Origin of the sequence: Shimia sp. MIT910701 (assembly GCF_047126315.1) — a bacterium.
GTDB lineage: Bacteria > Pseudomonadota > Alphaproteobacteria > Rhodobacterales > Rhodobacteraceae > Shimia.
Genome location: NZ_CP138953.1, coordinates 802708 through 828629, shown reverse-complemented (window position 1 = coordinate 828629; position 25922 = coordinate 802708). Strand labels below are relative to the sequence as shown.

Below are 25922 nucleotides of genomic sequence, written 5' to 3'. Positions count from 1 at the left end.
GATGGTTTGACCTGATGCGTTTTCTATTGAAGCGGCTCGGCTTCTACGGCGTGGCCTTTCTGGTGGCTGCGACCTTCAACTTCATGATCCCGCGCATGTTGCCTGGCAACCCCGCCGACATCATGCTGGCCAACTCCGGCGGCATGATTGCGCCTGAGGCCCGCGACGCGCTGATGGCAACATTTGGCTTCATCGACGCCCCCCTGCATGAACAGTATTTTGCCTACCTTGGCTCAATCTTCACCTGGGACTTCGGCCTGTCGATCAAGTTCTACCCCATGCCCGTGGCAGATGTGCTGATGCAGGCCCTGCCCTGGACCCTCTTCCTCACCGGCTCTGCCCTGTTGATTTCCTTTTCCATCGGCACGCTTCTCGGCATCCTGGCCGCATGGCGCCGCGGACGGCTCACCGACGTAATCGCCTCCCCAACCGCACTGGCCCTGCAATCCGTGCCTGCGGTGGTTGTGGCCCTCTGTGGCCTCTACTTTCTTGCGGTGCAAAACCGCGTCTTTCCGACCTCTTACGCCTTCAACCCAAGCCTGGACCCGGCCTGGAGCTGGGAGTTCATTTCCTCGGTTCTCTACCATGGCTTCCTGCCGGTCGTGACCCTGAGCGTTGTATTGATCGGAGGCTACCTGATCACCATGCGCAACAACATGATTGGCCAACTCGGCGAAGACTATCTGGCCATGGCCGAAGCCAAAGGTCTGAGCGACGCCCGCGTGCGCTACGCCTATGCCGCCCGAAACGCCCTTCTGCCCTCGGTCACTGCGCTTGCACTTAGCTTTGGCGCACTGTTTGGCGGTTCGCTTATCACCGAAGTGGTGTTCAACTACCCCGGCGTCGGCAACCTCTTGTACCTCGGCATCGTCGGGCGTGATTTCCCGCTGATCCAGGGCCAGTTGCTCATCATGACACTTGCCATGCTGCTCGCGAACCTCGCGGTAGACCTGGCCTATGTCTTCCTTGATCCCCGATTGAAGAGGGCCTGATGTCTGATCTTCTCCGCACCTTCATGCGCAACCGCAAAGCCGCCATCGGCCTGACCATTGTCTTGATCTACGTTGCCATTGCGATTTTTGCGCCTCTCATCGCCCCGTTTGACCCTGTGGCCCGCGTTGGCCGCCCGCACCAGGCACCGTCCGCAGAACATTGGCTCGGCACCACGCGCATGGGCCGCGACGTGTTTAGCCAGCTGATCTGGGGCACCCGAACCTCGCTTATGGTGGGCATCGTTGCCGGACTGATCGTCACCGCCATTGGCACCGCCATCGGCATCAACGCCGCCTATTTTGGCGGTTGGGTCGACGATGTCCTGAACTTCCTAACCAACGTTGTATTGGTTCTGCCGCAACTGCCCTTGCTGCTGGTTCTTGCCGCGTTCCTTGGTCAGGTTGGCCCTTGGGCCATCGCCCTGATCATCGGTCTGACCTCCTGGGCCTGGGGCGCACGCGTCACCCGCGCGCAGGCCATGTCTCTCAAAACCCGTGACTTCATCCAAGCCTCCGCGATGATCGGCGAACCCACCTGGCGCATGATCCTTGTGGAAATGCTGCCCAACCTGCTGTCGATCATCGGCTTTAACTTCATTGGCTCCGTGATCTTCACCATCATCACCGAAGCCACGCTGGAATTCCTGGGTCTCGGCAGCCCGCTCGCCACCTCTTGGGGCACCATGCTCTATAACGCGCAAACCGCCTCCGCCATTATGGTTGGCGCCTGGTGGGAAGTGCTGGCCCCCTGTACCGCGATTGTCCTGATCGGCATCGGCCTGTCGCTGATGAACTTTGGTGTGGATGAGATCGCCAATCCGCGCATGCGCACCCTTGGCAATGTCGCCAAAGCCCTGCGCATCGAGAAACGCCTGACCCGTCAACGCATGCAGGAGGCCAACCAATGAGCGTCCTTCTTTCCGTCAAAGACCTGCGCATTGACTATCTGACCAACGGGGACCCGTTCACCGCGGTGCGCGACATCTCTTTTGAGATCCAGCCCAATGAAATCTTAGGCCTCGCCGGGGAGTCAGGCTGTGGCAAAAGCACGGTGGCTTACGCCCTCATGCGTCTGCACAAGCCGCCCGCGCTGGTGCGCAACGGCCACATCCTGTTTGAAGGCCGCGATGTGCTCTCCTTTGGCGACAAGGAGCTGCGCGCCTGGCGTTGGTCCGAAGTCTCCATGGTGTTCCAAAGCGCGATGAATTCGCTCAGCCCGGTGATGACCATCTTCCGACAGTTCTACGACATGCTGCGCGCCCATGGCACGGTGACCAAAGCTGAGGCCCAAGAGCGCACCGCGCAGATGCTTGAGATGGTCGGCATCCCCGCCGACCGTATGCACGCCCACCCGCACCAGCTCTCCGGTGGTATGCGCCAGCGTGTGGCGTTGGCCTTGGCGCTTACGCTCAAACCTAAACTGATCATCATGGACGAACCCACCACCGCGCTGGATGTGGTTGTGCAGCGTGAAATCTTGCAAGAGGTGCTGCGCCTGAAAGATGAACTCGGCTTTTCCGTGCTGTTCATCACGCACGACATAGCCCTGATGGCCCAGATTTCGGACCGCATCGGCATCATGCGGGAAGGCACGATAGTCGAAATAGGCACCGCGTCGCAAATCGTGACCGCACCGGAACACGACTACACCCGCAGCCTATGGGACGCGATGCCGCTCCTCGCCCAGCGCCCGGAAGGAATGGCCCATGCCGTCTGACACCCCAATCCTCAGCCTCGAAAACCTGAGCAAAACTTTCACCGTACGCCCGGTCTTCGGCCGTGCCTCGGTGGTGGACGCGCTGCGCAATGTGTCACTCGATCTCTTGCCGGGCCGCGCCCTTGCCTTGGTCGGCGAAAGTGGCTCCGGCAAAAGCACCGTTGGCAAAATGATCGTCGGAGTGCACAGCCCCACCTCGGGCCGCATCCTGTTTGAAGGCCAGGACATTGCCGCGATGACGTCCAAAGCAGATCAAATGCGCTATCGCCAGGCGGTGCAAATGGTCTTCCAGGACCCGTTTTCCGCGCTTAACCCGGCCCACACCATCCGTCACCATCTGCTGCGCGCCTTGGCTTTACATCAGCCAGAGGTCAACCCGGACACCGCGCTGCGGTCTATTCTGGAAGACGTGGAGCTGGACCCGATCTCCACCCCGTACAAATTCCCCCACGAGCTTTCCGGTGGTCAACGTCAGCGCGTGAATTTCGCCCGCGCTTTGGCGGTGAAAGCCCGCCTGATCGTGGCGGACGAACCAACCTCGATGCTGGACGTGTCGATCCGCAAATCCGTCCTCGGCTTGATGCAACGTCTCAAATCTGAATACGGCCTCTCGATCCTGTACATCACCCACGACATCGCCACCGCCGAGTATTTGGCGGAGGACTCCGCCGTGATGTTCCGAGGTCAGGTGGTCGAGAAAGGCCCAACCTCTGCGGTTGTTGGCAACCCACAGCATGGCTACACTAAGCTCCTGCGCGCGGCCGTGCCGGACCCCGCCCTGCGTCTGACAGGGGGCGATGCGGGCTTTGCAGCCCAAGCCAAAGTGGTGCGCGAAACCAGCGCACACCCTGTCAGCGCCTTGCGCGAGATCAGCCCCGGCCATGTCATTGCCGAACATGCGGCCCCGGGCCATGCCTGATCTGCTGGTGCCACTCTACAGTCTACCGCCGGAGCCTCCTCTGCCCGAAGGCATCACCCTGCGCCCGGCGCTGCCGTTTGAATCCCATGTGCTTTTGGCCTTTGTCGCCAAACATTTTGGCGCCAAATGGGTCGATGAATGTACCGTGGCTCTGGCTGCACGGCCCGCCCGCGTTCTGGTTGCCACCGAAGGCAGCACGCTACTTGGTTTTGCCTGCTACGACGTCACCTGCCGCGGCTTTTTTGGCCCCACCGGCGTGGCGCCTGAAGCCCGCGGCAAGGGCCTTGGCAAAGCGCTGCTGCTGGCCGCATTACACCGTTTGCGAGCAGATGGCTTTGCCTACGGCGTGATCGGGCAGGCCGGGCCAGTTGAGTTCTACCAACAAACCTGCGGCGCCGTTGTGATCCCCGGCTCCGAGCAAGGCGTCTTTGCCCACGCTCTTGCGTGACCTCTTTTGACACTGTCTCAGTCATCCAACTAACAGGACGATAAAAATGCACTTCCACCTCGACAGCCTTTGGCACGCAGAAGACGGCGCCATGGAGTTTGCACTGACCAACTGCGGCGACACCCCGGTCACCAACCCGCGCTTGATTTACACCACCCTGGTGCGCACCCTGCGCCCATCACGCTGCAACGGCGCAACACTGGTTCGGCGTCAGGCCAACTTCCACGAATACGCCTCTGAGGCGGGTTTTGTGCTGAACCCAGGCGAAACCTGGCGCTTCACCGAACACAGCCTCACGCGCCCTGCGCAGCATTCAAACGAAGGGCCTAAGTCCGCCGGTGTCATTTTGGGAGACGGCACCCTGGTGCCTGTCTTTGCCAGCGAGTTGCAAGCGTCCAAAGCTATTGGCGAGACCGCGCCAATCGAGAATGCGACCCTGTCCTGTGGAGTGCTGCCACAGCCCAACCAAGTTGAGGTGAGCGACTGGTGCGCTAAATCCCCGGTACACTACGCTGTGACCCAGCGCAATCTGACCACCATCCAAGCCGTGTCACACGTCGCCGACCTCACCCGACGCCTCTATCCTTTGACGCCGGTGCCATTTGTCCTGACAGCAAAAGACGACATGCCGCAGCTGCAGATCACAACCGACGCGTCACTTGGAGATGAAGCCTACCGCATCACGTGGCAAAACGGTCAGCCCACACTGTTCCACGCCACCAATCAGGGTCTGCTCTACGGCCTCATCACGCTTGCTCAAACCCTGACCAACGCCTATCAGGACGCAGCCAAATATGGCGTTCCGTTTGCCGGCGAAATCTCCGACGCCCCCCGTCACGAATGGCGCGGTGCGCATCTGGATGTCTCCCGCCAAATCTACCCGATGGAACAAGTACTGCGCTACGTGGACATCATGGCCTGGCACAAGATGAACCGCTTCCATTGGCACCTGACCGATGACGAGGGCTGGCGCTTGGAAATCAAAGCCTACCCGCAACTCACCGATGTCGCCGCGCACACCGGTCTGGACCTTCCAGTCCTACCGCAGCTAGGCGCCGATCCCGCAGGTCAAGGTGGCTTCTACACCCAGGACGACGCCCGCCAGGTGGTGGCCCATGCCGCAACGTTGGGCGTCGAGGTGATGCCAGAAATTGACGTGCCGGGTCACTGCGCCTGTGTACTTGGCGCACTACCAGATTTGGTCGATTCCGAGGAGCCAGAAAGCTACTGGTCGGTGCAGGGCTATGCCAACAACGCGCTTAACCCGGCCATCGAAGGCTCCTACACCTTTGCCACCAAAGTGCTCGAAGAGGTGCTCGACATCTTCCCATTTGAAGTTGTGCATATTGGCGGTGACGAAGTTACCGAAAACGCCTGGATGCAGTCCCCCAAGGCCCAAGCCATGATGCGCGAGACCGGTCTCAAAGGCACTTTCGAACTTCAGGCCTATTTCCTGCGTCAAATTCAGGATTTCCTCGCAGATCGCGGCCGCAAGCTGGGTGGTTGGGAAGAGGTTGCCCATGGCGGCGGTCTGGACCCGGAGAAGAGCCTATTGTTCGCTTGGACAACGGTAGAAAAAACCGCAGAACTTGCGAATGATGGCTACGATGTGGTCAGCACGCCGGGTCAGGCTTACTACCTCGACATGGCACTCTCGGATGCCTGGTACGCGCCGGGCGCAAGCTGGGCGGGGTTCACCCCATTGGACAAAACCTATGCTTTTGAAGCGGACAACGGTGACGCAGCGCTTCAAGGACGGCTCAAAGGGGTTCAGGGCTGCATGTGGAGCGAACACCTCACCACGTTGGAGCGCCGCAACCACATGATTTACCCGCGCCTGAACGCCATTGCCGAGGCAGGGTGGAGCGCAGCGGAAAACAAATCCTTTGAGCGTTTCGCCGCATTGGCTGCGTTGATGCCACGCCTGTAACAAAAAGCCCCCAGCCGTCGGTTGGGGGCTTTTTCAATCCACGCCTTAGTCGCCCAACGGCTGCGGTCCGGTCCGACCATGATAGGCCGTTAAAGACGCCCGAATACGGCGCAGGTTTTCCGTCGTCTCAGACGCCATGCCCTGCGCCACAGCCATTGCCAGTGCATCCACCAAAATCATATGCACATAGCGGGACGCCGTGGGTTTGTGGATGTCCCGATCCTCCGGCAAATCCACCACAATCGGGATCGTACAAGCGTTGGCCAACCGCGTGTTCGGCTTGGTGACGCAGACAGTTGTCGCGCCATAGCCGCCCGCAATTTCTGCCGCGCCGACAATGGCATCCGCCTCGCCACTGGCAGAAATCAAAAACAGCACATCGCCCGCTTTCAACGTCGCCGCCCGCATTTGCAGAATATAGCTGTCACTGGTGGAGACTGACGGGATGCCCAGACGGAAAAACCGGTTCGCCGCCTCTTGCGACACATTGGACGATCCGCCACCAATCCCCGCAAACAACAAGTGCTGTGTGTTCAACAACGCCTCTTTTGCGCGGTCCAACACCTCAGGCTCAATCTGGTGGCGCATCGTGTTGGTCGCGGCAAACAACGCCCCCAAAATCTGATCAACAACCGTATCTCCGCGTGCCGCATCCGGCAGAGGATCTGGTGAAAGATACTGCCGACTGACCGCCAGGTTCTGCGCCAACCGCAGTTTGAACTCCCGAAATCCATCACACCCCAACGTTCGGCAAAACCGGATCACCGTGGGCGTGCTCACCTCACAATGCGCCGCAAGGTCCGCAATATTCATCGAGCTCACATCTTCCAGATGTGCCTTTACATAGTCCGCAACCTTCTGCTCCTGTGTCGCCAACTTTCCGTCATGGTGGTGCAATGCGGAAATCACATCTCCAGCGCCTGTCCGCCCCTTCTTCGGGGGCAGATCTTCCAGGCTTGATTCGGGGGGGGTCTCGGTCACGGCTGCCTCACATTTCACTCCATCGATGTGTAATTCAGATACATTTTCACGTCAAACATCCCAAATTTCTCGCTTTAGTTACGGCAATATCCGCCAAATTATGTACTTAAGTAACAAAAATCGCTTGATTGCCCGCGTGATTCAAAAATATACGTACCTAAAGTACACAAATCGATCCATGGGAGGGGGCCGATGCGTCACTGGGCGGAATCTGCCAGCGCGAAAATCAACACCATCGTTGAGGCCATTGTTGCAGCTCTGATGCTCGCATTGGTGCTCGATGTGTGGCTGGGGGTGGTCGACCGCTACTTCTTTCATTGGCAATTGCCCTGGCCTGAGACTCTGGCCCGCTACCTGATGATTTGGGCTGCAATGCTGGCCGTGTCCTCCGGCATTGCGCGACGCGACCACATTGGTCTGACCGCTTTCATCATGGTCCTGCCTTATTCACTGCGCCGCGCGATGCTGATCGCTATGGACGTGTTGGCATTGGCGCTGTTCCTCTATGTGGCGTGGTACGGCTTCGCCTTTGCACAATCTGGCGCCCCACGTCAGGCCATGATCTTTGGCGTCAGCCTTGCGCCCTTTTATGCCGCTATTCCAGTCGCCGCATTTCTGTCCTCACTGCAGCTTACTCTCGTGCTGATCCGAGACCTTGGCATCCACATCGACAACCCACCCTTCTCTGACCACCTCGAGGAGGAAACCTCATGATTGTCGCCATTGCTTTCGTGACCTTGATCCTCTTTGGCATGCCCATCGGCTTTGCCATCGGGTTGGCAGGTGTTGTTGGCCTCATCGACATGGCCGGAACCCAGTTTCTTGCCGTCGGCCCAAGTAAAGTCTTCAACGGTCTGAATATTTTTCCCTTCCTCGCCATGCCGTTTTTCATCCTCGCCGGTGAAATCATGAACGACATCGGCATCACCAACCGCTTGGTGAAGTTGGCGCAGGTGCTGGTTGGACGCTTCCGCGGCGGCCTCGCCCACACCAATATGCTGGCCTCAGTCTTCTTTGCTGGACTCACCGGCTCTGCCACTGCTGACGCCGCCGCCTTTGGCCGCACGCTTGTCCCCGCGATGGTCAAAGAAGGCTACAAGCGCGACTACGCCTGTGCCGTCACCGCCGCTGGTTCCATCATTGGCCCCACCATTCCGCCTTCGGGTCTGATGGTGGTCTATGGCTCCTTGATGGGCGTCTCGATCGCAGGCCTGTTTGCAGCTGGCGTCCTGCCCGGGCTCGTAATCTGCCTTGTTTGCATGAGCGTCATTGCCATTGGCGGCAAACGCGAAAACCTGCCCAAAGCGGTGCGCGGTGCCACGCCCCGTGAAGTCTGGGACACCTTTGTCTCGTCACTCACAGCTCTCGCCATGCCCGTCATCATCCTCGGCGGCATTCTGGGCGGCGTTGTAACCCCCACCGAAGCGGCCTCCATCGCCGTGGCCTATGCCGTCTTCATCGGTGTCTTTGTCTACCGCACCCTGACCATCAAAGGCTTCTACGGCATGCTGGTGCGCACCGCTCGCATCACCGGCGTGATCTTTGTGATCATTGCATTCGCAGGCATCCTGGGCTGGTGGATGAGCTTTGAGCGCATCCCACAACTGCTGGCCGAAACCGTGCTTGGCCTCTCGGACAACCGTTACGCCGTTATCGCCATTATCATCGGCCTGCTTTTGCTGGTCGGCATGGTGATGGACATAACCGCCATCTTGATCATCCTTGCCCCGGTGCTGGTTCCCCTCACGGAACAGGTTGGCCTCGAACCCATCCACGCCGGCATCATCTTTGTCCTGGCGCTCAACATCTCTCTGATGACGCCCCCGGTCGGCGCCTGCCTCTTTGTCTTATCTTCGGTCACCGGCGAAAAACTGGAACGCATCTCCATCAAGCTGTTCCCGTTCCTGCTCGCCGAAGTCGCCATCCTATTTGCCTTTGCCTTCTGGGAAGACGCCGCACTCTGGCTGCCTCGAATGCTCGGCTTTGCTCAATAACCACCAAAAACTAAACCCAACGGGAGGAACCCATGAAAACTCTTATCAAAGGTCTGGCAATCGCCGCGACAATGACTGCGACCAGCGCATCCGCTGGCGGTGTGATCAAATTTGGCCACGACAACAAGACCGATCCTTTTGAAAACCCGGCACACGCATGTACCGCCGTGTTCTCCAACATCGTGACCGCCGACACCAACGGATCTGTGTCTGTCGAAGTCTTCGGCTCCAACCAGCTTGGCTCCGCCGCAGAGCACGTGCAGCAGGTTCGCGATGGCATTATCCAGGCCACCCTGACCTCCACCGGCGCGCTGGCCAGCTACTACCCACGCATCGACGTGTTGAACCTGCCATTTGCCTTCAACGGCAACGCCTCCACCTACGAAGTATTCGACGGTGACTTCGGCAAAGAGCTGGCCGCGGACATCGAAGCGGAACTTGGCGACGTTGTGGTTCTGGGCTTCCCGGACACCGGTGGCTTCTTTGCGGTCACCAATTCCAAGCGTCCTATTGCCGATCTGAAGGACTTCGAAGGCATCCGCATCCGCACCATGACCCTGCCATCGCACCAGAAGATCATGCAGTCCCTCGGTGCAGAGGCCTACCCACTGTCTTGGGGTGAAGTCTACTCCGGCCTGCAAACCGGTGTGATCGACGGCCAGATGAACCCGGTGCCAATCATTTCTTTTGCCAACTTCGCCGAAGTGCAAAAGCACATGACCCTGACCAACCACCTGTTCTCGCCATACACCTTCATGATCAACCGTGCGTTTTATGAAGGTCTGAGCGACAGTGAACGTGCCACCATTCACACCGCAGCGGAAAGCTGTGTCGCTGCAAGCCGTGGCCTGTCCCGCATCATCGAAGCCTCTGATCGTGGTCTCGCTGGCCTGATGGACAAAATCGAAGTGACCGCCCTGTCCGCAGAGCAGCGTGAAGCCATGGCATCCGCCGCCCAGCCTGCGTTTGAAGCCCATGTGGCAGAGAACATGGACGCCCGCGCCGGTGAGCTTCTGGCCAAGTTCAAGTCCGAGGTTGCGGCCGCAAACGCTGCCAGCTACCTCGACTAAAATCATCCCCTCCCTATCCTCCAAAAGCGGGTGGGGACTTGGGCAAGCATCCAGCGGGATGCTTGCCCGCCTTGTTAAACAAAGGACCAAACCATGCGGGTTTTCTGTGCTTCGGTTGCCACCGAAACCAACACTTTTTCGCCGTTGCGCACCGATTTTGCTGATTTTGCACAGAGCTTTTATGCCCCGCCCGGAGAGCATCCGGAGACACCCACCCTCTGCAGCGCGGTCTTTCCCGCCCTGCGCAAGCGCGCCAAGGCAGGTGAGGTGGAGCTGATCGAAGGCACCGCCACCTGGGCGGAACCCGGCGGCCTGGTGAACGCCCGCACCTGGGATCGCCTGCGCGAAGAGGTGCTGGACCAGTTGAAAGCCGCTCTGCCGGTGGACGCTGTTGTCCTGGGCTTACACGGCGCAATGATTGCCGACGGCTGCGTGGATTGCGAAGGCACCCTGATCGAAGCCGTGCGCGAGATTGTTGGCCCTGCGGTCACCATTGGCGTGACCTTTGACCCCCATAGTCACCTCAGCGACAAACGCGTGAAAAACGCCGACATCATCACGGTGTTCAAAGAATTTCCCCACACAGATTTTGTCGAAACCGGCGAAGCCTGTGTTGACTTGACCCTGCGCGCCGCCCGTGGCGAGATCATCCCGCAAATCTCGGTGTTTGACGTGCGCATGATGGACGTGCTGCCCACCAGCCGTCACCCAATGCGCGGCTTTGTCGACAAGATGATGGCGCTAGAAGCCGACGGCAGTGCCCTGTCCATCTCCACTATTCACGGCTTTATGGCGGGCGACTCCCCGGATCTCGGCGCCAAAATCATTGTAATCAGCAATGGCAACAAACCTGCCGGAACCGCTCTCGCCCGCGAGTTGGGCCTAGAGCTGTTTTCCTTTCGCGGCACCACCAAACCCAAGTTCCTCACCGTCGAAGACTCCCTCGCCAAAGCCACTGCGGCAAGCGCAGGCCCGGTGATCATCGCCGATGTCTGGGACAATCCCGGCGGCGGTGTGGCGGGTGATTCCACCATTCTGTTACAGGCCGCACTGGACATGAACGTCGCCAATATGGCGCTCGGCACTATCTGGGATCCCATGGCGGTCCGCCTTTGCCACGCCGCTGGCGAAGGCGCAGAGCTTCAGCTGCGCTTTGGCGGCAAAACCTCCGCCCACGCTGGTGCTCCGATTGATGCCACCGTGACCGTGCGGAAAGTCGCCACCGACGCGGTCCAGAGCTTTGGCGACTCCATTGTGCCTTTGGGCGATTGCGCCGTGATCAACGTAAACGGGATCGACGTCGTGCTCAATTCCAACCGTGCGCAGACCTTCTCGCCGGACCTCTTCACCAACCTGGGCATCGACGTCTCCGCAAAACAGGTTGTGGCGGTGAAATCCACCAACCACTTCCACGGCGCCTTTGCTCCCATAGCCGCAGACATTCTCTACGCAGCAGTCAACGGCCCCTACCCGAACGACCCAACCACGACTCCTTACACCCGCCTGACGCGCCCGCTGTGGCCCATCGTTGAGGCCCCGCACGAAGGGGAACTGACATGAGTTTTCCCTCCATCGACACCCCCGCGGTGCTGATTGACCTCGACATCGCTGAGGCCAACATCGACCGCTATCAAGCCTACTGCACCGATCAAAAGCTACACCTGCGCCCGCACATCAAAACCCACAAGCTGCCCCTGCTGGCCAAACGCCAACTCGAAGCCGGCGCCGTCGGGATCTGCTGCCAGAAAGTTAGCGAGGCGGAGGCCATGATCTCGGAGGGCGGCGTCGAGAATGTGCTGATCACCTACAACATATTGGGTGCAGAAAAGCTGGCCTGCCTGCGCGCACTCTCGGACACAGTCCGCCTAAGTGTTGTGGCCGACAGCACAACAACCGTGGATGGGCTTTCAGACACCTTTGCCAACGCCCCGACGCCCCTGACCGTGCTGGTCGAGTGCGACACCGGCGGCGCACGCTGTGGCGTGATGACTCCGGAACAAGCCGCCGATCTTGCAGCTTACATTGACGCAAAACCCGGCCTGACTTTTGGCGGTCTGATGACCCACCCCCCGGTCGGTCAGGAAGCCGCGGTGCAAAGCTGGCTGTCCACAGCCATTGATCTCATCTCTGCCTCTGGCCTGATGGTCCCGGTGGTCTCCATCGGCAGCTCCCCTGGCATGTGGCTGGCCCATGATGTTCCCATTGCCACCGAATACCGGATTGGCACCTACATCTACAACGACCGCTCCTTGGTGGCCCATGGCGTCTGCACCGAAGACGACTGCGCCCTCACGGTCCTGGCCACAGTGGTATCGGTTCCCAACGGCTCCCGCGCCATCATCGACGCGGGCTCCAAAGTACTGACCTCCGATCTACTTGGCCTGCAAGGACACGGCAAAGTCATTGGCCGCCCGGACATCACAATCTCCGGCCTCGCCGAAGAGCATGGCATCCTGACCGCTGACACCATTAACCTTTCCGTCGGCGACCGCCTGCGCATCATCCCCAACCACGCCTGCGTGGTGACCAACATGATGGACGAGGTGCAGCTGATCCGTGGCGACACCCCACAGGGCGCGCACCCCGTTGCCGCGCGCGGTAAGGTCTGGTGACCGTCGCCCCCAACCCTTTACTCAGTTAACCAAACACAAGGACTCTCAGATATGAGCAGCAAAAATATCGAACGTCTCGGCGATGACCGCACCGGTGCAGGCGGACAACCCCTGCCATTTGCCCCGGCCGTGCGCGCTGGCGACTTTGTCTTCATCTCCGGCCAGGTGGCCATGAAAGAAAACGGCGAGATCGAAGACGGCGGCATCGAAAGCCAGACCCGCCGCACCATGGAAAACCTGATCAAAGCGCTGGAACTGGCCGATTGCACCCTGGAAGACATCGCCAAAGTGGGCGTCTGGCTCGACGATCCGCGCGACTTCTGGACCTTTAACCGGGTGTACGCCAGCTACTTCCCTAACGGCGGCCCGGCACGCTCCACCGTACGTTCCCAGATCATGGTCGACGCAAAAGTCGAAATCGACGCCGTTGTCTACAAGCCGCTCGACAAAGGCTAAGTCCTAAACGACTAAACCATCCGCATGGCCCGCCAATCGGTGGGCCATGTGTCGCTTTAATAACCGCGATGAGGGAGCCAACCAACACGCAAAAAGCCGCGCAAAAGCATCTCGCCGCTGCGACAAACAAGTGACCGAGTTTGGAAGAAGATTGGTGCCCAGAAGAGGCACCGAAGTATGTATTCCATCGGAAGTCAGAATGCTTCACCTTGATACTTTTCTGTTTATTTTCAGCTGTTAAAACCAACCTACTTGTTTCCTATTGCTCCAAATTGCTCCAGCCTATATCAAGAAATTTGGGGAATATGTGGGGAATGAGAGATGTCCGTTCTGGCAGCAAACTTTCTAAAAACGGCCGAACCAGGTAAATACTCAGACGGAGGCGGACTGTACTTACTACTGACTGGACGCGATGGTAAAGGCAGGCCCACTGGGAGCTGGATCTTCCGATACACCTACCTGAAGCAGCGCTACGAAATGGGCCTGGGATCAGTGCAGTCGCTTTCGCTTGCACAAGCGCGCGGTGAGAGAGATCGCTGGCGGGATCTAATGACGGATCGCCGAAACCCGGTCAATCCGATTGATGAAAAACGCCGACTGGAAGAAGAAGCCGCTGGCACACGCAAGGCCATGACTCTGGCTGAAGTTGCTCCCGTCGCTTTTGAAAGCCTCAAAGGGACATTGAAAGAGGAAGGTAAGGCTGGACGGTGGTTTTCACCTCTCAGTCTTTATGTTCTTCCCGCGCTGGGCACGATGCCAGTCGAAGAAATCCATCAACGCGATATCGAACGAGCCTTGGCGCCGATTTGGCGGGACAAGCCGGCGACGGCTAAAAAGGCGATCCAACGGCTTTCCGCCGTCATAAAGCATGCTGCAGCACTGGGGTTGGACGTGAACTTGAATGCGGTCGCCAATGCGAGGCAACTGCTTGGCGATCAGGCTCTTAAAGTGCGTCACCACCCGGCGATGCCATGGCAAGAGCTCCCCCGATTCTTTCAATCACTGAATACCCAAAACACCGTACAGAGAGCACTAAAGCTCTATATCCTCGTTGGGGGAGGACCACGACTAAAGCCAGTGCGAACTGCGACTTTTGATCAGTTCACCGATGACATATGGGAGATTGAAGGTGAGATCATGAAGGGGCGTCAGGGAAAGGTGGACAGCTTTCGGATCCCGGTGACCAAAGGCATGCAAGAACTGATCGACATATCTCAAGACCAGACCAATTGTGAGTTACTTTTTCCTACACCCAATGCCCGGCGTGGCAAGGTGTCTCCCATCAGCGATCAGGCGATTGAGAATGTCATGCGAAAGGCGCAGGCAGAGATGGAATGGCCGCAAGCTTATCGTCCGCATGGGCTCCGCGCAACCTTTCGGTCTTGGGTGTCGGAAGTCGATCCAAGCCTTTATGCCGTCGCGGAAACGGCGCTTGCCCACCAAGTTGGCAGCATTGTCGAGCGATCCTATGCGCGCAACGACTTCCTCGAACAGCGTCGCGAGTTAATGCAGCGTTGGAATGAATACTTGATGACTTCTCACTAACAACAAACACAACATTGAGGCCCCAGAATGAACAGCACATCCCCGACCTACCTGCGGATTTGGGAAACCAATGGGACACCAATACGGTGGCCCGGAAAAATGCTTCTAGCTGCAATGTGCAGCCCAGATCCTAAAGAAATAGAAGCATTTTATCTCACAATGTGTGCTGAAGAAAATGTCCCAATCGAAATCTCTAGCGATGACAAACCAAGCATGAGCAGAGTTGGTGTGGAGAAAAACGTGCTACGGAAGGATCTCAAGAATAGGAGATTGGCCGGATGGGTGTTGCTGGAGATCCACCAACATCTATCAACTAATGCGAAAGCCCCATCGTTAAGGGAGGCAACCAGAACGGTGGCTCGAAAACTGGAAGATCTGGAACCTAAGCCACGAGCTTCCCCACTAGAAGATACCGTGATGAGAGCATTCCGGAAATATCGAGGCATCGCGCACTATTTGGCTTTACTCGAAGGGATACCTGACCTCGTAGTGGCGGCTGAAACAAACAATGAGGAATTCGAAAAAGCTATTCAAATATCCCTGTATTTTCAGCGGCTGATGGAGGAAATTCAGGATACTCAATCATGGAACCTTATTAGGGTCCCAAAAGAATTTACCCAACACATCGAGCCAAATTTCGAGTGACACAGTTGCTGGGTGAGAGAGTTTCATATTTTTTGGCGGATAATTTTTTTCCCCCACGCCAGCATCTAACCCAAGAGACACAAAGGGGCACCGAAACATTAAGGTGCTGCAATGAACTATCTCAACTTCTCACAACTACGCCAAAAGCTTGGTGGCCGAGGTCGTACAACAATCTACCGTGATATCGAAGCCGGGCGTTTGCCTGAACCTGTTAAACTGGGTGGCCGCCTGTACTGGTTCGAGCAAGACGTCGATGACGTCCTCAAATCTCATTCGCAAAAATAACGATACCCCGGGCAGACTGGCTGCACCGGGGCGTACTTGAACTGCAAACTCAAAGTACAACTCGAGCGCCCGTTTGCCCAGAAGAAAGGGCATATCATGCTCAAATTAAATACTTTTGGCAGCACAGCTACTGCCAGGAAATCCGATTGGCAGGAAAACCTCATCGAGGAACAATGCCGTTATCTTCGGCGCAAGCATGCTTTGAACCACTCAGTGGCTCTGGGGATGGCTTCCTTAGTATTTGGGGAGCAAAGGTGATGGCTGAAGATTACAGACATGAGATGGCCAAAAAGGGAGTTCACAATGCTCCAGGCTTCAATGCGTATTTCTACACAGAGTTAGCCAAAGGGGATTGGAAAGGCGGATATGGCTTGGCTCCATGCCCTGTGTGCCAGGCAGAAGGGCGACCAGACCAAAGAGCTCTCTCGATAGGATACAGCGATGATCGCGTGCTCGTTTACTGCTTCAAATCCAATTGCCGCTTTCACGATATCATATGGGCGCTTGGCGCGTCTCCGTCAGCAAAGAGCCTTAATCCCAAAGTTCGGGATCCAGGCTGGAAGTCCCGTTCCGGCGCCGTGAAGCACAATCTGAAAAAGGCAAGGGAACTCTGGCAAAGTGCGATGCCTGTGTCGGGTACGTTGGCCGAGGGTTATCTACGCAATCGCGGCATCTCGTGCCCCCTTCCTTCCAGTTTGAGGTTCCATCCCAAGGCATACTACAAGGATGCAAACGTGTACTCTCCGGCCTTGATCGCACTGGTCAGCCCAACGGAAGGTGTGCATCGCACCTTCTTGCATACCAGCGTTAAGAGCAAATCCGCTATGTCAAAGCGAATGCTTGGGCCGGTACGTGGAGGTGCTGTGGAGTGCTCCGGCAGATCTGGCCCGTTTGTCGTGTGTGAAGGCATTGAAACGGGCTTGAGCCTCGCCAGTGGGCTTGTTTCTGGAAGTCCACAAATATGGGCGGCGCTTTCCACATCAGGCATGCGCAACTTCAGCCTTCCGAGCACGCCTCGGCGGTTGATTATTGCGACAGATGGGGACGCAGCCGGCCGATCTGCAGGCGATGCCCTTGGGCAGAGAGCCCACCAAGATGGGTGGGTGGTAAGCTTTCTGCACGCACCTGAAGGAAATGACTGGAACGATGTTCTGCAGCGGGAGAATTGGTCATGAGTAGCGATACAACCAAAATTATCCCGATTGACCCTGAGGTATTATGGCCCGAGCCGGACATGTCGATTCTTGAGCCACACGATCCCCCTGCCCCCGAGCTGTCAGAGCAAGACTTCCTTAAGATCTTTGGGCCGGTTTCAGGATGGATCAACGATGCGGCCGAAGTGAAGGGGGCACCCCCCGACTATGTCGCTCTCGCGCTTCTTTCTACGGCCAGTGCAGCAATAGGCAACACGCGCTGGGCGTCACCCTGGGAGGGGTGGCGCGAACCCTGCATCATTTGGGCCATGTTGGTTGGCAATCCATCATCGGGCAAGAGCCCGGCATTGGATGCAGTGCTGGATGCTCTGCGCCCTATAGAGGAGGAGCTACAGGGGGAATACAGAGCAGCCAAACAGCGATGGCAAGACGAAGTCGAGGTTGCCAAGATTGCAGAAGCAGATTGGAAATCAAGGGTCAAAAACTCGATTGCCGAAGGAGGGCAAGCTCCCCCAAAACCGGCTGCGGCGCGCATTGAAGAAAGCCCTATTCAAAGCCGTATTCGGATAACTGATGCGACAACTGAAAAGATTGCGGACTTGCTCGCAAAAACCTGGAGAGGGCTAATCCTACAGCGAGATGAACTCTCGGGGTGGCTGCTTTCGATGGACCGATACAGCAATGGTGGTGACCGTCCCTTTTGGCTAGAAGCATATGGCGGCCGCAGCTTCACAGTGGACCGCAAGTCGAGCCCTGACCCCATTCAGGTTGAGTGTCTCAGCGTGTCGGTCCTAGGTGGCATTCAGCCGGAAAAATTGAGCCGCCTCTTGGTCAAAACGGATGATGATGGCCTGTTGGCTCGTTTCCTCACCGTTTACCCATCATCACGTTCTCCAAAGCGACCGCAGAGAGATCTTAATCAAGGGTTCATGGAAGGGGTCCTTCGCAGCTTGCACGACCTACAACCTGTCGCTAACGAAAGGGGGCAACTTAGCCCGGGTTACCTCACTTTCACCGAGGCGGCACGACAAGAACTGAACGCTTTTCGGCTGGCTTGTAGTGACTTGGAAGAAGTGTCGACAGGTCCTTTGAGGAGTCACATTGGCAAGTTGCCCGGCTTAGCGGTCCGCATAGCTTTGATTTTGGTTCATTTGGATTGGGCTGGCGCCTCTAGTCAAAAGAGCGCCCCTCAAATTATCCAAGCCGCTCATGTGAAACGTTCGGTTCACTATGTCGGAAAACATCTTCTTGGCCATGCCCAGCGCGCCTATGGCACCGCTTCTCTACCAGGGGAGGTTGAGAACGCGATACGTATTGCCAAGCGTGTACTCGACAAAAATCTGAGGGAAATCTCTAGCAGAGACATCCAGAGAAACCGTATAATTGGCTCTATCAACGCGGCAGAGCTGGAGAAAGTAATGGCCGTTTTGATTGATCTCCATTGGGTTCGAAGGAAACCGTTCAATGGGTTTGGAAGGCCAAGCAAAACCTTCCTTGTGAACCCAAGGGTACATCAATCGAAGCCGCTGCCGAAAAGGCCAGGAAAGCACTAGGACAGGTGTGACATGCCGACAAAAAACGACAAAACTCCCCAAAATGCTGATTTGGATTAGTTTTGACGGATTTTGTCACGCTGTCGCAAGAGAGTTGCAACGCTCGAGGGCAGTGTTCGGCCTTTCCGTTCACGCTGGATGGTTTATCCAATTTAATACGCAAATCCCGATAAACCTTCAAAACCCAGAAGTGTACCGCATAAGGCGTTCTGGAGCAGGTTGGGGCAAATATTAAGGGAATCCAAAGATGAGAAATGCTAACATTCTCTAACAATTCCGCTACTGACGTCCGCTCTCGATAGGAACTTTGGCCAGTATCCTCGGGAGGAATTCGTCCACGCCAATCAGCCCCAAAGACTCGTATCATACGCTTCAAATGACACCTCACGGCCCATTGCGGACGTTCGAGCCTCGTCGGTGCTGCGCGGCGGCATTCCCCGGGTCGGCCACTGGGCTACGGGGCGCAGCATTTCGAGCTGTGGAGCGTCTGCGATGGAACCCTTTATCGACGCTCAGCTGTGCCGGGTACAGCAACACCGCTGCTCCAAGGCCGCCCTTCGAGGTGTGAAGCAGCAAAACATGTGGGGGCCTTGTAGAGACTGGACGAAGCAGCCGTTCGACGGGGTCGCAACCAGTATCGCTTTGAAGTAGAAAGCATCAATCGAAACTATCGAGCGATTCCACAGATGGCACACCCACTCAGCTAGTTCGCAGATCGAATTTCTCACGCCCTATTTTTAAAAAATCCACGATGGAAACAAACGGCTGACAAGCCGAGTGTCGGCAAAGATAAGCCTTTGAATAGCAGCAAAATCATCGAGAATGCAGTCAGCAGGCTCGCGAACAGCATGAGAATTTACGTTGAAGCGCAAATGCGTTTTGGCGAGCGGTTCAAGATCGACGCCGAAGAAGCGATTGATAATGTCGATCTTGGCTTCGACATGAAGCTTGAGGCGTTCCATACGCTTTATGACGTTTCAAAGAAACTATTTCCATATTTCGATCATGGCGATACCGCTCTGATGATAGCCATACGAAACGCAACCCATCACCGCGATCACCCGCTCTTCACCAGTCTGAAGCGACACCTACACCTTGAGCGAGGTGGAATAAAACCCTGGCTCGGCGCGTCCTTTTTGCTCGCCAGCCACCCGACGGCTCACGGCGCTCCTATCCTAATGTCTCATCATGTAAGACTGGACGATCTGGATGCACGCCTCGACCCTTCGCGCGCATCGCCATATCTGGATGTCTCTGTAAAAGGTGCGAAAGCAAACAATCGGTTTACGATAATCGATGCTCAACTGGGACTGCCAGAAATCCGCGCTCTCCGTTCGCAGCACAGATACCCCAACGATCAAGCATACCTCGATCTTATGCCAATTTTTGTCTCAGCTACATGCAAGGTCTTCAAGGTGCTGAAGGCTGAAGGCTGAAGGCTGAAGGCTGAAGGCTGAAGGCATAAATTTCAATGGTTTCGATGCAAGTACCTATCTCGTCCCCTTCACGTCAGAGCTCGACATTGACCTTTCAAGCCCACAATTCTCGAAGCTGCGCCTACGCGGTTTTGAGCCACCCGATCATATTCCCATTCCCATCAAGCAAGAACGGAACCGGGAGTCGGCAGCAACGGCGGATCAAGCATGAGTTCATGGACTTTAGATGATCTGCGTCGTCTCGATCTGAAACATGCAGAGGAAGGTATCCATATCCATCAGAGGCCATTCAGGGCCGCGACAGAAATCCTTGGCTCCAGCTTTGTCATCGGCGTAGGCGGGAACCCTGAGGTCAAGCGGATCATGGACGCCTATGCCGCCATGATGCCCGAGGTCGACACCAACTGGCCAGGCGCCGGGATAGGTTTCGCCGCCTCCATTGATCAGGTCCGCAAGTTGACCTTTCAGGTTGCGTTCGGCCGGGTCTCTCTCCAACCTTGGCAGGTCGCGGGCTTCGCCAGCGCTAAGGAATGGTGGATCTGGTGCCGACAGGATAAAGCAATTGCGGGGGACGTCGCTTTCTCTGTCGCCGACCTCCACGATTTCACCAATGGCCTGAGTGAAGTCGAAAACGCGATACCGGCGGCAACGACATTATGGCGCATGGCGCGGTCAAACGTCGAGGATGTCGCCAACACGCTACCGACCTCATTCAGCCACGACTCGGTCATTCAGCCGATTTGCTTGGTTGCCGAACTCTCGATGAAGGTGTCCGTCGTCAGGGTTTTGGGGTCCAATGGCGGCCTAAACTAAGAGAGAGTTTGGCTCATCTGGTTGGTTTGATTATGCGGCGCGATGTCTGTGATGCAAGCATCGCGTTTCGAGCGTCTTTAGTTTGATCCTTTCGCGTTGTTTCAGAATGGCTTTGTCACGCCCTAAGTAGACGTCGGCCGGTGTGACGTTGTTGATGCTCTCGTGATAGCGTTGATGATTGTAGTGGTCGACGAAGGCTTCGATTTGCGCTTTGAGATCACCAGGCAGGAAGTAGTTTTCCAGTAAGATGCGGTTTTTCAAGGTTTGATGCCATCGTTCGATCTTGCCTTGGGTTTGCGGATGATATGGCGCGCCACGAGAGTGCTTCATGCCTTTGTCTTTCAACCATTCCGCCAGGTCCCCTGAGACATAGCTGGAACCGTTGTCACTGAGCAGGCCCGGTTTGTGAACGACATACACCTGATCACAGCCAGACGCTTGCAATGCGAGGTCCAGCGTATCGGCAACGTCTTCAGCCCGCATGCTTGTGCAAAGCTTCCAAGATACGATGTAACGGCTGTAATCGTCGAGAAGCGTGCTGAGATAGAACCAGCCCCAGCCAAGGACCTTGATGTAGTTAAGTCTGTCTGCCAGAGCTATTGATCGCGGTTGTTTGGTCTTTGAACTCGTTCGCCGCCTTGAGCACGATGAAGGCGGGACTGGTGATCAGGTCGTGGGCTTTCAGCACACGATATACTGTGGATTCCGACACAAAATAGCGCTCTTGATCCGTGAACGTCACTGCCAACTCACGCTGCGACAGTTCCGTCTCCTGCAAGCGGCGTTAGGAAAGTCCGGGTTGCAGCTTCCGGTCGCGGCAAGCGAGGCGGCGCGAGAGTGATCTACTACTACCTGGATGAAACGATCCCGATCTAAGCGTTTCTGGTTTGCGCTAAGTGGACCTGTCCAGTTTTCGTGCCGCTCCGATTTCTCACTTATGCAGCCTTTGCTTCGAAGGCCAGGGGGCTTTTCCAGTCAAGTGCTGAATGCCTGCGGCGCGGATTGTAGAAGCCATTGATGCCTGGAACCCATGCTGGCGCAGGATTTTCTGGTAGTCGTGTGAGCAGTATTGGAGAGTACCTCAAACCAACCAAGGAAACGCCCATGGCCGCCTAACTGCCCCACACTTTGAGGTACTCTCAAAATGCGCCGAACGCTTCAGGTATGGATACCCTTCTTTCGGAGGGTGGCGATATGACCACCCGGCCTCGACAAGCATCGTGCGAGCCAATGCATTGCCCGTCTTGGTCAACCGTCCAAGTCGCGTTGTGTTCCCGCTGGAGTGCTCACTTGGGACAAGCCCGAGCCAAGCCATCAACTGCCGAGGGTTCTCGAACCGCGTGATATCCCCGATCTCTGCGACCACAGTGGCTGCGATGGTGGTGTTGACGCCGCGCAGAGCACGCAGGGCATCAACCACGGGCGCAAAATGCCAATCCGGAATCGCGCCTTCGATGGCCGTATTCAATGTTGAAACCCGATCCTCGACCTGGGCGATCGCGCGTTTGTACTCTTCGAATGCCAGTTGTTGATGCGGGAAGCGGAACTTCCGCATTTCCGCGAGCCAACGTCGATGGCGCTGTGTCCAGTATTGCCCACTCTCGTAACGAAGGCCATGGCGCAATAGAAAGTTCAAGAGCTGTAGTTTAGCGGTCTTCACCGCGTCCATCGCCTGCTTGCGTGCCCGGATCAGATCGCGTATCGCTTCTTGCTATTCATTAGGCGTCCAGATCGGGGTCAGTTCACCGGCCCGCCAGAGCCGCGCCAGCATCTCGGCATCGCGCCGATCCGTCTTTACCCGATCCCCGGTTTTGCGCGGGATCATCGATGGTGCCACGACCGCACATTCAAACCCGAGCTTAGTGAGGTGCCGGTGGAGTCCATAGCCGCAGGGGCCAGCTTCGTAGCAGAATGACTGTGTATGAACATTGTTTGTCAGCGCTTTGGTAAGCCGTAAAACGGCATCCGCCGAATTGACGACCGTTCCATGAAACCGCATCCCGCCATTTCTGCCGTCCTCTGCAACAGCCACTGCAATCGTATCCTTGTGAACGTCAAGGCCCACGTAAAGCGTCTTGTTCATTTGTTTTTCCTCCGTCGAACAATCCAATGTTCGCCGAGAAAATCACGGGCACCACACCCGCTGCTAAAAACGTTCATCTGGTCTAAGCTTTTTCGTGATCGTCGTCCCACTGCAGTGTTTTGGGCGGCATGACCGGGTGGGGCTCAGACGCCGCTTTCAGCGATTCAAGTTCAAACCGAAAAGCTCTAGCGATCGCGGAACGCAAGGGTCAGGTAGTCCACGACGGGGCGGGAGACATATTCCAGAGGTGTTTGTGGGACCGTTTGGATGAAGGCTGTGACTTCCATGCCATTGACCACAGGCTTATTCAAAACGCCTTCTAAGTCCTCCTGATGGATCGAAACACTAACGTCGTAATATGTTTCTCGCGTCAGGGTATCCTGACTTACATCCGGCGCCACAGCGTCGATTTTGCCGTAGAGCATGGGTAGCGTCCGAATGTTGTAGGCATTGAAACGCAAAACTGTCTCTTGCGCGATATGAACTTGATCAATATCACTGGGCCGAACCCTGACAAGCGCTTGAAGCGCAGAATTGTCCGGGATCAGGGTCAGAACTGGCGCCCCTTTGCGCAGAACAAAGCCATCTCCTTTCACTTGCAAGTCGTAAACATGACCCGAAATTGGGGCATGAACCTCCAGAAGATTCTGACTGTGCAACAGATCCGAGCGGCGACCAATCAGCGTTAGGATTTGCGGCGCGATCCTGTCCAGCTCTGCCTGAGCCTGATAACGGGCCTGATCCACTGTGGTTAGAGCAGCCAGACGTGTTTCGCCAAGTTTTTCTTCCAGTTCAGAAATTTCTGCACGCAGTCGGCCCAATTCGCCGGATTGGCGGTGGAACCCACGCTGCTCGGCGGCTAGCGTTCTAGTCTCGATCAGGCCGCGTTTGTGCAGGTCTTCTTGCCGTTCAAGTTCGGTTCGTGTGATACTGAGTTCGGCCTGAACCGCCTCTATATGCGCTTGAATGCCGGTGATCTGACGTTCGACTTGCAAGGCCCGTTGTTCGGCTTGGGACACTTCGCGTGCGAGCCGTATGCGAGCATTTTTCAAAGTCTGGGCGTGAAGGGCGCGCTGTTCTTCGAGGCCGGGAAGCTGGCGGTAAATCTCTACTGGATTAGGCAATTCGGTTAGTCCGGCACGTTCGGCTTGCAAGCGGGCTTGGCGGGCCAGCAGCTCGGCCAATTGCAGGGTCACGCTGTCCAGTTCGATCGCGAGCGCACTGCCATCGAGGGTGACCAATACGTCGCCAGCGGCAACATGTTGCCCTGATCGCACTGCTACGCGCGCAACAACGCCGCCGTCCGGATGACTGACGAGATGCGCGGCCTCGACGGGCATGAGACGGCCCTTTGCGATCACTGCCCCGGCAATCTCTGTATGGGCAGCCCAAAACCCCAGAAAACTCACCACACCAGCAAGCGTTAGAAGTCCGAGACGCAACGGCATGTAGGCGCTCACCCGTTTCATAACTGCACTCCAGACTGGTGCCCAACTTCCGGAACGATGCGTGGTACTGATCGGACCTTGGGAGCGGGCCCGGCATTGGCGCCATTAGTATTGCGTGCAGGTACCAGCGTATTGCCAGAGATTTCAAATCGCCGAGCTGGTAATGCCAAGGGCAAGGGGTGCCGTGCTGTCAGAACAAGCGCGCCGCCCGCAGCGAGAAACGCGGTGAGCGCTTCGACGCCTTCGCTATCGAAGTAGGTCAGCAAGATCTCTGAGGGGTTGTCGATCACGACCACTTTTGGGTCATTGTAGAGCGCGCGTGCAAGCGAAAGGCGATCACGATCACCACGCGACAAAGGGTGGCCCACCTCGTCGATCTTCGTCTCATACGCTTTAGGCAAGTGTCCCACGCGCGCGTGTAACCCCGCGATCTGGGACACTTTCTCAGTTCGGTCGGAATGCCCGACATCGTCAAGGCGAGATATGTTTTCACCCACGCTTGCCTTCAGAAAAAGAGGGGTCTCGGGGACATACCCTACAAGCGCGCTGATTTGCTCAGGACGCAAGCTACCAAAGCGGTAGCCATGCCCCAACACAAGGCCACGTGCAGGGCGTCGTGCCCATACCATCGTTTCGCAGAAGAGCGATTTACCAGCGCCGCTCGGACCCGTGACTTCGATGATCTCGCCGGGATGCACAGTCAGATTGACACCTTCGAGGACGTTATCCAGATCAAGATCACCTCCGATAGCCACGTTACGCCATTCAAGCAGGGGTGCCTTTGCTGCGCGTATATCATGAGGCGTGCTGGCGGTTGTGCGCTGCGCCAGTCGGGCGCCGATAGCGGACCAGTCGTTTTTCGTTGCCCGCAGTTTAGGTAGCGCTCGAAGAAAGGCCAGGTAGGGGAAGAAGACCTTGTTCATAAGGACAAGGCAAGCAATCATGCCACCGACAGTCAGTGCGTTGGCCAGCACAAGACTAGCCCCGATGCTCAAAACGAGGATCGAGAAAGCCAAGCGGACCATGCTCAGGGAAACATCAAACGCATTGCTGCGATCCGCAGCATGCAAAGACGCTTCTCGGGCTGCGGTTCGTTTGCTGATCAGGCTGGCTTCTGCGGATGGGCCAAACGCTTGTCCTGCAAGCCAGCGTCCTGCGCGGCTTAATGTGGCATTGGCGGCTTTGACATCTGCCGAGGCGCGCTCTTTTTCCCGCTGCCGATGAGAGCCCAGAAACCAACCAAGGCCCTGGATCAGTGTCAAGAGCAAGAGCCCGATGATGGCAAGCCACCCAATAGAGCGGTTGAGAAAAAACACCGTGCACAAAAAAAGTGGCAGCCACAACACGTCAATGATGTTGCGCAGGTCACCGGAGTGCACAAAGCCGCGCAATTGGTCAAGCTCGCGCAAACCAAGCGCATCTTTCGTACTTTGGGTCGCATTGCGCGGCGGTAGGGCGATCAGTTGCGTCTCAAGCCGCTCCTGCAAACGCGCACCAAAGCGGGCAAGCAATCGGCGTCGCGCGTAGTCAAAAAAGCCCAGGCTAACGATCAGGGTCAAAGCCAGAACGACCAGTGCGGTCAGCGTCTCTTGAGAACGCGCCGTCAGCACCCGATCATAAACAAGGAGCATGAAAAAGGGCAGCGTCAAGGACAACAGGGCGACAAAGAAACTGAAAAGGACAGCCCAGCCAAACAGCCAGCTGGATGACCAGAGAACGCGCCAATGGATGATGGCTTCATCTTCGGTACTCTGAGTCATGTTCTGTCCTCCTCAACTCTTTACATCGGTTTTAAGGTCGCCATCGAACCTGCAGGCAACGAAGGCGCTGATGTCCGCCGC

The 25922-nt window shown here is 56.8% G+C and carries 24 protein-coding genes and 2 pseudogenes; 19 read left to right on the top strand and 7 right to left on the bottom strand.

Features of this window, described 5'->3' with window-relative positions:
- Positions 1-14 precede the first annotated feature (14 nt).
- Genes SIB38_RS03965 through SIB38_RS03940 form a run of 6 tightly spaced genes read left to right on the top strand, consistent with a single transcriptional unit; the run spans position 15 to position 6006 of the window.
- Complete coding sequence (locus SIB38_RS03965) at positions 15-992, top strand: ABC transporter permease (protein WP_294116738.1); 978 nt, start codon at positions 15-17, stop codon at positions 990-992.
- Positions 992-1900: an ABC transporter permease gene (locus tag SIB38_RS03960; protein ID WP_412551469.1), complete on the top strand. Its 909-nt coding sequence runs from the start codon at positions 992-994 to the stop codon at positions 1898-1900. The genes SIB38_RS03965 and SIB38_RS03960 overlap by 1 nt, the downstream gene beginning before the upstream one ends.
- On the top strand, positions 1897-2709 hold the full coding sequence (locus SIB38_RS03955) for an ABC transporter ATP-binding protein (protein ID WP_412551468.1): 813 nt from the start codon (positions 1897-1899) through the stop codon (positions 2707-2709). Before SIB38_RS03960 ends, SIB38_RS03955 begins: the two co-directional genes overlap by 4 nt.
- On the top strand, positions 2699-3628 hold the full coding sequence (locus tag SIB38_RS03950; RefSeq protein WP_412551467.1) for an ATP-binding cassette domain-containing protein: 930 nt from the start codon (positions 2699-2701) through the stop codon (positions 3626-3628). The genes SIB38_RS03955 and SIB38_RS03950 overlap by 11 nt, the downstream gene beginning before the upstream one ends.
- On the top strand, positions 3621-4076 hold the full coding sequence (locus SIB38_RS03945) for a GNAT family N-acetyltransferase (protein WP_412551466.1): 456 nt from the start codon (positions 3621-3623) through the stop codon (positions 4074-4076). Before SIB38_RS03950 ends, SIB38_RS03945 begins: the two co-directional genes overlap by 8 nt.
- A 46-nt stretch (positions 4077-4122) precedes the next feature.
- Positions 4123-6006, top strand: coding sequence for a beta-N-acetylhexosaminidase (locus tag SIB38_RS03940; RefSeq protein WP_412551465.1), 1884 nt, complete (start codon positions 4123-4125; stop codon positions 6004-6006).
- 45 nt (positions 6007-6051) lie between these two features.
- Here the strand turns inward: SIB38_RS03940 and SIB38_RS03935 are convergent, their stop codons facing one another.
- The gene (locus SIB38_RS03935; protein ID WP_412551464.1) at positions 6052-6987 is read right to left on the bottom strand and encodes a MurR/RpiR family transcriptional regulator; all 936 of its coding nucleotides are present in this window, start codon (positions 6985-6987) and stop codon (positions 6052-6054) included.
- A gap of 192 nt (positions 6988-7179) precedes the next feature.
- On the opposite strand from SIB38_RS03935, the gene SIB38_RS03930 reads away from it, so the two are divergent.
- The 13 genes from SIB38_RS03930 to SIB38_RS03870 all read left to right on the top strand — a co-directional run bounded on the left by SIB38_RS03930 (position 7180) and on the right by SIB38_RS03870 (position 20550).
- A complete protein-coding gene (locus SIB38_RS03930; protein WP_412551463.1) occupies positions 7180-7701 on the top strand; it encodes a TRAP transporter small permease in 522 nt (173 codons plus the stop codon).
- A complete protein-coding gene (locus SIB38_RS03925) occupies positions 7698-8981 on the top strand; it encodes a TRAP transporter large permease (protein WP_294116746.1) in 1284 nt (427 codons plus the stop codon). Before SIB38_RS03930 ends, SIB38_RS03925 begins: the two co-directional genes overlap by 4 nt.
- Before the next feature lie 32 nt (positions 8982-9013).
- Positions 9014-10051, top strand: a complete 1038-nt coding sequence (locus SIB38_RS03920; protein ID WP_412551462.1) for a DctP family TRAP transporter solute-binding subunit — start codon at positions 9014-9016, stop codon at positions 10049-10051.
- A gap of 93 nt (positions 10052-10144) precedes the next feature.
- Positions 10145-11611 (top strand): M81 family metallopeptidase, encoded by a 1467-nt coding sequence (locus SIB38_RS03915; RefSeq protein WP_412551461.1) that lies wholly within the window; start codon positions 10145-10147, stop codon positions 11609-11611.
- Entirely contained in the window at positions 11608-12663 is a 1056-nt protein-coding gene (locus SIB38_RS03910; protein WP_294116749.1) for a D-TA family PLP-dependent enzyme, read from the top strand. The genes SIB38_RS03915 and SIB38_RS03910 overlap by 4 nt, the downstream gene beginning before the upstream one ends.
- A 51-nt stretch (positions 12664-12714) precedes the next feature.
- Positions 12715-13119 carry a RidA family protein gene (locus SIB38_RS03905; RefSeq protein WP_412551460.1) on the top strand — a complete coding sequence of 135 codons (405 nt, stop codon included), beginning with the start codon at positions 12715-12717 and terminating at the stop codon, positions 13117-13119.
- A gap of 321 nt (positions 13120-13440) precedes the next feature.
- Positions 13441-14664 carry a tyrosine-type recombinase/integrase gene (locus SIB38_RS03900; RefSeq protein WP_412551459.1) on the top strand — a complete coding sequence of 408 codons (1224 nt, stop codon included), beginning with the start codon at positions 13441-13443 and terminating at the stop codon, positions 14662-14664.
- A gap of 27 nt (positions 14665-14691) precedes the next feature.
- Positions 14692-15309 (top strand): hypothetical protein, encoded by a 618-nt coding sequence (locus tag SIB38_RS03895; RefSeq protein WP_412551458.1) that lies wholly within the window; start codon positions 14692-14694, stop codon positions 15307-15309.
- A 111-nt stretch (positions 15310-15420) separates the two neighbouring features.
- A complete protein-coding gene (locus tag SIB38_RS03890; RefSeq protein ID WP_412551457.1) occupies positions 15421-15594 on the top strand; it encodes a helix-turn-helix transcriptional regulator in 174 nt (57 codons plus the stop codon).
- Positions 15595-15851: 257 nt separating this feature from the next.
- Positions 15852-16769 (top strand): toprim domain-containing protein, encoded by a 918-nt coding sequence (locus tag SIB38_RS03885; RefSeq protein ID WP_412551456.1) that lies wholly within the window; start codon positions 15852-15854, stop codon positions 16767-16769.
- Positions 16766-18301 carry a YfjI family protein gene (locus SIB38_RS03880; protein ID WP_412551455.1) on the top strand — a complete coding sequence of 512 codons (1536 nt, stop codon included), beginning with the start codon at positions 16766-16768 and terminating at the stop codon, positions 18299-18301. The genes SIB38_RS03885 and SIB38_RS03880 overlap by 4 nt, the downstream gene beginning before the upstream one ends.
- A 797-nt stretch (positions 18302-19098) precedes the next feature.
- Complete coding sequence (locus SIB38_RS03875; protein WP_412551454.1) at positions 19099-19737, top strand: hypothetical protein; 639 nt, start codon at positions 19099-19101, stop codon at positions 19735-19737.
- Positions 19738-19944: 207 nt separating this feature from the next.
- On the top strand, positions 19945-20550 hold the full coding sequence (locus SIB38_RS03870) for a hypothetical protein (protein WP_412551453.1): 606 nt from the start codon (positions 19945-19947) through the stop codon (positions 20548-20550).
- Between the two features lie 30 nt (positions 20551-20580).
- Here the strand turns inward: SIB38_RS03870 and SIB38_RS03865 are convergent.
- From SIB38_RS03865 to SIB38_RS03840, 6 genes and pseudogenes are all read right to left on the bottom strand, one after another.
- Positions 20581-21328: pseudogene (locus SIB38_RS03865) on the bottom strand (transposase); the annotation flags it as partial.
- Positions 21329-21485: 157 nt separating this feature from the next.
- A pseudogene (locus tag SIB38_RS03860) lies at positions 21486-21622 on the bottom strand (IS3 family transposase); the annotation flags it as partial.
- Positions 21623-21631: 9 nt separating this feature from the next.
- Positions 21632-22219, bottom strand: coding sequence for a transposase (locus tag SIB38_RS03855; protein WP_412551452.1), 588 nt, complete (start codon positions 22217-22219; stop codon positions 21632-21634).
- Between the two features lie 42 nt (positions 22220-22261).
- The gene (locus tag SIB38_RS03850) at positions 22262-22633 is read right to left on the bottom strand and encodes an IS110 family transposase (protein WP_412551451.1); all 372 of its coding nucleotides are present in this window, start codon (positions 22631-22633) and stop codon (positions 22262-22264) included.
- Between the two features lie 185 nt (positions 22634-22818).
- The gene (locus tag SIB38_RS03845) at positions 22819-24102 is read right to left on the bottom strand and encodes an HlyD family type I secretion periplasmic adaptor subunit (RefSeq protein WP_412551450.1); all 1284 of its coding nucleotides are present in this window, start codon (positions 24100-24102) and stop codon (positions 22819-22821) included.
- A complete protein-coding gene (locus tag SIB38_RS03840) occupies positions 24099-25841 on the bottom strand; it encodes an ATP-binding cassette domain-containing protein (protein ID WP_412551449.1) in 1743 nt (580 codons plus the stop codon). The genes SIB38_RS03845 and SIB38_RS03840 overlap by 4 nt, the downstream gene beginning before the upstream one ends.
- Positions 25842-25922 lie beyond the last annotated feature (81 nt).

Bases quoted from the DNA above. Each gene is read 5' to 3' on its own strand.
- SIB38_RS03965 (WP_294116738.1), top strand. From the start codon at position 15: ATGCGTTTTCTATTGAAGCGGCTCGGCTTCTACGGCGTGGCCTTTCTG.
- SIB38_RS03960 (WP_412551469.1), top strand. From the start codon at position 992: ATGTCTGATCTTCTCCGCACCTTCATGCGCAACCGCAAAGCCGCCATC.
- SIB38_RS03955 (WP_412551468.1), top strand. From the start codon at position 1,897: ATGAGCGTCCTTCTTTCCGTCAAAGACCTGCGCATTGACTATCTGACC.
- SIB38_RS03950 (WP_412551467.1), top strand. From the start codon at position 2,699: ATGCCGTCTGACACCCCAATCCTCAGCCTCGAAAACCTGAGCAAAACT.
- SIB38_RS03945 (WP_412551466.1), top strand. From the start codon at position 3,621: ATGCCTGATCTGCTGGTGCCACTCTACAGTCTACCGCCGGAGCCTCCT.
- SIB38_RS03940 (WP_412551465.1), top strand. From the start codon at position 4,123: ATGCACTTCCACCTCGACAGCCTTTGGCACGCAGAAGACGGCGCCATG.
- SIB38_RS03930 (WP_412551463.1), top strand. From the start codon at position 7,180: ATGCGTCACTGGGCGGAATCTGCCAGCGCGAAAATCAACACCATCGTT.
- SIB38_RS03925 (WP_294116746.1), top strand. From the start codon at position 7,698: ATGATTGTCGCCATTGCTTTCGTGACCTTGATCCTCTTTGGCATGCCC.
- SIB38_RS03920 (WP_412551462.1), top strand. From the start codon at position 9,014: ATGAAAACTCTTATCAAAGGTCTGGCAATCGCCGCGACAATGACTGCG.
- SIB38_RS03915 (WP_412551461.1), top strand. From the start codon at position 10,145: ATGCGGGTTTTCTGTGCTTCGGTTGCCACCGAAACCAACACTTTTTCG.
- SIB38_RS03910 (WP_294116749.1), top strand. From the start codon at position 11,608: ATGAGTTTTCCCTCCATCGACACCCCCGCGGTGCTGATTGACCTCGAC.
- SIB38_RS03905 (WP_412551460.1), top strand. From the start codon at position 12,715: ATGAGCAGCAAAAATATCGAACGTCTCGGCGATGACCGCACCGGTGCA.
- SIB38_RS03900 (WP_412551459.1), top strand. From the start codon at position 13,441: ATGTCCGTTCTGGCAGCAAACTTTCTAAAAACGGCCGAACCAGGTAAA.
- SIB38_RS03895 (WP_412551458.1), top strand. From the start codon at position 14,692: ATGAACAGCACATCCCCGACCTACCTGCGGATTTGGGAAACCAATGGG.
- SIB38_RS03890 (WP_412551457.1), top strand. From the start codon at position 15,421: ATGAACTATCTCAACTTCTCACAACTACGCCAAAAGCTTGGTGGCCGA.
- SIB38_RS03885 (WP_412551456.1), top strand. From the start codon at position 15,852: ATGGCTGAAGATTACAGACATGAGATGGCCAAAAAGGGAGTTCACAAT.
- SIB38_RS03880 (WP_412551455.1), top strand. From the start codon at position 16,766: ATGAGTAGCGATACAACCAAAATTATCCCGATTGACCCTGAGGTATTA.
- SIB38_RS03870 (WP_412551453.1), top strand. From the start codon at position 19,945: ATGAGTTCATGGACTTTAGATGATCTGCGTCGTCTCGATCTGAAACAT.
- SIB38_RS03855 (WP_412551452.1), bottom strand. From the start codon at position 22,219: ATGGACGCGGTGAAGACCGCTAAACTACAGCTCTTGAACTTTCTATTG.
- SIB38_RS03850 (WP_412551451.1), bottom strand. From the start codon at position 22,633: ATGAACAAGACGCTTTACGTGGGCCTTGACGTTCACAAGGATACGATT.
- SIB38_RS03845 (WP_412551450.1), bottom strand. From the start codon at position 24,102: ATGAAACGGGTGAGCGCCTACATGCCGTTGCGTCTCGGACTTCTAACG.
- SIB38_RS03840 (WP_412551449.1), bottom strand. From the start codon at position 25,841: ATGACTCAGAGTACCGAAGATGAAGCCATCATCCATTGGCGCGTTCTC.